This is a genomic window from Desulfosporosinus acididurans, from assembly GCF_001029285.1.
In the GTDB taxonomy this organism is placed as follows: domain Bacteria; phylum Bacillota; class Desulfitobacteriia; order Desulfitobacteriales; family Desulfitobacteriaceae; genus Desulfosporosinus; species Desulfosporosinus acididurans.
Genome location: NZ_LDZY01000041.1, coordinates 1 through 5,181, shown reverse-complemented (window position 1 = coordinate 5,181; position 5,181 = coordinate 1). Strand labels below are relative to the sequence as shown.

Genomic DNA, 5,181 nt, shown 5'->3' with positions numbered 1-5,181 from the left:
TAAAATGCACCCTATAAAATGGACAGCAAGGGTTTTAAAAACCCTTTATTTTGGACAGAAGGGTTTTTGAAACCCTTAACCTCGGACAACTAGCGGTTTTGATTCCAGTTCAAACAGGTAACAATAAAACTGGACTGAATTGGAGGAATGCCGCATGGCTAACAAAAAATTTACTCAAGAAGAAATGAATCATCTCCGATCAAGTCCTTATGTTTTGGATGTCAGTCCTAGTATTGTGCATTTCTCAGCCAAATTTAAGGAACTGTTTTGGAATTCAATACAAGAAGAAAAGGAGCCGCGAGATATTGTTATCGAGCTCGGCATCGATCCTGATATTCTTGGCGAATGTCGTCTAACTGGATTGAAGGGTATGATCCGAAATGAAGTCCGAGCGGGAAAAGGGTTCAGAGACTTAAAAACGTACGGGTCATATGTCAAAGACTGCACAGATCCAGAAGCAAAAGTAAAATACCTTGAGCAGCAACTGGCCTATAAAAATCAGGAAATAGAGTTTCTAAAAAAAATTGTATCTTTAGGCCGGGAGGATTCGGAATCATGAATATTCCCGCATCTGCTAAGTACGCAGTCATTCGCGAGATGACTCAGCGAGACAACAATTTGCTGAATATTGCCTGGCTATGCGCTGCTGCTGGTGTTTCGCGGTCCGGATACTACCATTACCTTGAAACGAAAGACCTCAGACGACAACGTGAAGAACAAGACCAAAAGGATTTCCTAATAATTGTGGAAGCTTACCGATTTCGTGGTTACAATAAGGGAGCCCGCGGTATTTACATGCGGCTTCTTCATATGGCTCCTCCGGTGCACATGAACATTAAGAAAATCCGACGTTTGATGAACAAATATCGACTTTTCTGTCCTATTCGCAAAGCAAATCCGTACCGGAGAATGGCCAAAGCACTGAAAACCAACAATGTGGCTCCCAACCTACTGAACCGGGAATTTGAAACACACGGCCCCCGCGCTGTTCTGCTGACGGATATTACCTACATAATTAATGGAAAGGCGCCACGGTGCTATATGTCTACTATCATTGACGCCTGTACAAAAGAGTTGCTCGCTTGGGTACTGAGTGAATCTCTCGAAATTGATTTTGTTCTGGAAACTGTGAACCAGCTCGTCAAGAATTATGGTATCTCTTTGACAGCTGAGACCCTGATTAATTCGGATCAAGGGTCACACTACACAAGTATAAAGTTTATCCAACTGATAAAGGACAGTGAACTGAGGCAGTCTATGTCCCGAAAGGCAAATTGTTGGGATAACGCTCCGCAGGAATCCTTTTACGGTCACATGAAAGATGAAATTGACATTTCTCAATGCACAACATTTGAAGGAATTCACCAAGTGATCAGCGATTGGACTGATTATTACAACAACGAGCGATACCAATGGGATTTGGCAAGATTAGCTCCAAGGGAGTATTACAAGTATCTCGTTACAGAAGAATAAAATGTACCCCATATAATGGACACCAAGGATTGACCATGCGTGGCATACCATTTATTTAGATGAAATAATCAACAAAATGTATTCCTATTGTGCCTTTTCTCTGTAGTTGACAAAGATGATAAGTGGAACTTCTTTTTATATCGACCAGAGGAATTAGGAATGTATCGAGATAAAAATCGATCTAGAGATAATGGCGTTCTACACCTTTACTTCGTTGTTAATAATGGAACAGCAAAAGAAGTTCGGGAGGATGCTGTCGATGTTACTGATCATCTAAATAATTGGGACGTTCTCAAATATAGAAAGAATTGGTGGAGTTTGATGAATGCTATAGGAACGAAATTCATTTCCGATATGCAAAATATATATAACACTGCTAAGAAAGAACTAAAGTACAACGCAACGCGCTTCTTACAATTGGTATCTGAAAAATGTGGAGTTCAAGCGGCAAAAGAATTAATCTCTAAGGATGGAGGGACCTATGGTTTTCAGTATTATGTGAATACGGACGTTTAGATTTAACCGTGGAAACACATGTGATAAAGGATGAATATCAAGAACTATTTACCGATACTGAAAGGGATATTTGCAGAAAAAGGCTTAGTGAAATGGACTATAATTTAAAATCGGCAAAGCTATGAAAATTATTGTAACTTGTTAATTGCCCTGGATTAACTAATGATTAGGGCACCTTCTGTGATAAAGGAGGTGTTTTTTTTCTTATATTTTGCACTGTTTCAATAGGAAGTAATGAATTTGGCCATCCCTTTAAAGGATTTAGGAATGGCCATGGTAAATACTTTAATAGCATAAAATCTTCCGTTGTGATCTGTTCATCATGAAGGTTCTTTTCTGGAAAGAGGGGAACAGGAGAAAATGGGGTTACTATATTTATCGGATATAATCACTAGAGCTTCAAGAAGCCGCTTTATGTAAAGGTTAGCCAGCAGTCATGAGTGTGGGGTCAGGGGTGGCCCATCTATCCGGAGAAAAGGAACCCTAAACTGCTAATGCTGCGTTATGTCCTTACCTAACCAAAGGTGTTCACCGAGCTGAAAAGCTGGTGGGATGTGTCATATCAGTATGGGGGAAAGGAGTCTCATATGAATAAGCTGTCTTATTGTGGAAATAATTGTTCTGTATGTCCGAGGTACACAGCTACCGAAAAAGGTGATATTTCTCAACTTAAGGGGGCAGCAGACTTATGGTTTCGGGCCGGATGGCGTGATACAGTTGTATCTCCTGAAGAAATTAAATGTTATGGGTGTTTAACTTCAAATTTTTGCAGGTATGGAATACAACAGTGCGCGAGTTCAAAAGAAGTTGATGACTGTGGAATGTGTCCAAGCTATCCTTGTGAAATAAGCTCAAAAACGTTTATACAAAGCCAAAAATATGCAGATAGCATTAAAGATAAATGTTCTAATGAGGAATATCTTACGTTGCAGTTGGCATTTTTTCAAAAGAAAATGAACCTGGACGGACTCCATTCGAAATAAAAATGGTTCATTTATTCAACAAACACCTATTCCTCGCCTCCGCTAACCAGCTAATACTGCGGGATGTCCTTACCTATCCAGAGTCGTTCTTCGAACCGGAAAGCTGAAGGGATTGGGTTGGATGGGATGTATGCATTTCGGTTATGCACCCAGATACAGGAAGGTGGGAGAAGATGGGAGTCTACATGTAGAGGTGTACAACTATTAAATGTAGCATTAGGGGGAACATTAATTCAGGATATTCCAAGTATTGTTAGTAAAGCTCTGCAACATTCTCAAACTGCCGAATGGTAAAACAATCATAACTTCCACACAAGCCTGCGATGTGCGAAGATTTGATTTGGTTTTGATCCCACATGTTTATGAAGACATCCTGAAACAATTATTTTTGAATTCCATGAACCAATTGATTAGCAATAAAGATAAGATTATAGAGAACTGTAAAATAATAAAGCAGGTTTTGACGGATACCGCTTCTTTGGATGTTCAATCTGAAGATTTGCATCACGAGCTTACACTGGTTACAGAGCTGATCCGACAATGTGTCGATGAAAATTTGATGACGCATACTTTAGGCTTTACACATTTTATGGGACAATAACAATCCTCTTGCCATGTTCCTCCATGTTCCAAACTTTTTCAATGTCTTTAAGTGGGTACTTTACAATGTCCATACTTAATTTACCTTGTTTTATCATATCCCATACAAGCTTGGTACCCTCAACAAGAGCATCAGGTGGGGTCTGTGCACCCACCATTCCATAAATCTCAAGGCCTGAAGTTATTAAGCTTTGACCGGGGAGTTGTGCAGTCCATCCTGCTAATCCTCCGATTAGAACAAAACGGGTTCTTTTAATTGGCATTCCGAGCGCAGTTGGAGTAAAGGAGTTTATTATAATTTCTGCCGGGTGACCCCAGAGATAATCAAGTATCACATCGTATCCGTTTTCAGCTTCTCTTTTTAAGGCTTCCACTACTTTCTCATCCGGCTGGTTAAGGTTAATAAAAGCATCTGCGCCTAACTCCCTCAGCTTTTCTCCTGATTCTGGATTTCTTCCTGTTCCGATAATCCTTCCTGCTCCAAGATACTTTGCAATTTGTACGGCAATCATCCCTGAAACACTGGTAGCACCGTTAATCAGTACAGTTTCACCCAATTGAAGCTTTGCGATATATTTAAGAGGCCCGAGAGAACTTAATGCAGCAGACGGGATAACTGCTGCCTGCTCTGCAGTTACTCCTTGTGGAATTGGAGTGGTGAATGCCTTTGGTACCACTACCTTTTCTGCCATAGAACCATATGGAGACTTTATGCCTCGAAAACTCACAAGTGTTCCATCTTCTAGAGAACCTATACCGCCATGGCCAACAACAGCTGGAAAATTTGGATAGAATTGTTTACTGGCAAAGTGAGTACCTGCTTCAAGGGTTTTGACTGCATAATCTAATATTACAGCCTCTACCTTCACAGTAACATCACCATCATTTAAAATAGGATCAGGGAAATCTTCATATCTTGGAATATCTCCTAATTTATTAATAATTGCTGCTTTCATATTGAACCTCCCTATAATATCTTGATATTTTCTTTAGATATCTCGTATTTTCATAGAATTCCTAGCTAACCAAATTAGCTCACCACGGATAGAATTCGCATAAAATGTCTAATTCGGAGAAATTGGATATGGCAAAGCCAACGTCTACTATTTGTGGATATGTTGGCCGTTGTAAACCCATGATTCTCACGGTGGTAAACCTCCCATGTCTAACAGGGTCAAGATTATAAATCTGCCCTAAATTCCTTCGTTCCACCTATCCATGATTGGGTGTCAGTTATGCTCCTCTACCGAGTCCTTGCTCTAATGGAAAAATTATGCGACTGACTACCAGCTCTTTTGTTTTGCTAGGTTACCTGGATTGCTCGCTTCTGTGGTGACGCTTTAACCCACAGATCGTTTGTTTCTTATGGTTTCGCTGCTATTCTAATTACGCTGCTAAATGCTCAACTGGACGATGAATGTCCTTAATTAGCTTTTCTGGATCGTATTCTGTACCTTTTGTTAATATTGCATAGAACACCCGAATTAGTTTACAGCTTAAGGCAATTAGTGATTGTTTCTTCTTCAGGGGTATTCTTGATCCTTGTTGTGTAGTAGTTGTGTATCTCTGCAAACTCTGCGTTTTTTNCGACTAGCGGCATCACTGCTTG

General features: G+C 40.1%; 7 protein-coding genes and 1 pseudogene. 6 read left to right on the top strand and 2 right to left on the bottom strand.

What is annotated here, in order from left to right; genetic code table 11:
* Window positions 1-154: 154 nt before the first annotated feature.
* The 6 genes from DEAC_RS21970 to DEAC_RS21950 all read left to right on the top strand — a co-directional run bounded on the left by DEAC_RS21970 (window position 155) and on the right by DEAC_RS21950 (window position 3,573).
* On the top strand, window positions 155-559 hold the full coding sequence (locus DEAC_RS21970) for an HTH domain-containing protein (protein WP_047812107.1): 405 nt from the start codon (window positions 155-157) through the stop codon (window positions 557-559).
* The gene (locus tag DEAC_RS21965) at window positions 556-1,473 is read left to right on the top strand and encodes an IS3 family transposase (protein ID WP_047812203.1); all 918 of its coding nucleotides are present in this window, start codon (window positions 556-558) and stop codon (window positions 1,471-1,473) included. Before DEAC_RS21970 ends, DEAC_RS21965 begins: the two co-directional genes overlap by 4 nt.
* An 87-nt stretch (window positions 1,474-1,560) precedes the next feature.
* Window positions 1,561-1,989, top strand: a complete 429-nt coding sequence (locus DEAC_RS24435) for a hypothetical protein (protein ID WP_242847249.1) — start codon at window positions 1,561-1,563, stop codon at window positions 1,987-1,989.
* 587 nt (window positions 1,990-2,576) lie between these two features.
* The gene (locus tag DEAC_RS21955; RefSeq protein ID WP_047812202.1) at window positions 2,577-2,972 is read left to right on the top strand and encodes a DUF3795 domain-containing protein; all 396 of its coding nucleotides are present in this window, start codon (window positions 2,577-2,579) and stop codon (window positions 2,970-2,972) included.
* 63 nt (window positions 2,973-3,035) lie between these two features.
* Window positions 3,036-3,266 (top strand): gamma-glutamyl-gamma-aminobutyrate hydrolase family protein, encoded by a 231-nt coding sequence (locus DEAC_RS24030; protein ID WP_200903181.1) that lies wholly within the window; start codon window positions 3,036-3,038, stop codon window positions 3,264-3,266.
* Window positions 3,223-3,573 carry a hypothetical protein gene (locus DEAC_RS21950; protein WP_047812201.1) on the top strand — a complete coding sequence of 117 codons (351 nt, stop codon included), beginning with the start codon at window positions 3,223-3,225 and terminating at the stop codon, window positions 3,571-3,573. Before DEAC_RS24030 ends, DEAC_RS21950 begins: the two co-directional genes overlap by 44 nt.
* On the opposite strand, the gene DEAC_RS21945 is transcribed toward DEAC_RS21950, so the two are convergent.
* Complete coding sequence (locus DEAC_RS21945; protein WP_047812200.1) at window positions 3,560-4,528, bottom strand: quinone oxidoreductase family protein; 969 nt, start codon at window positions 4,526-4,528, stop codon at window positions 3,560-3,562. The genes DEAC_RS21950 and DEAC_RS21945 overlap by 14 nt on opposite strands.
* Window positions 4,529-4,958: 430 nt before the next feature.
* Window positions 4,959-5,181 (bottom strand): annotated as a pseudogene (locus DEAC_RS24430) (IS110 family RNA-guided transposase); the annotation flags it as partial.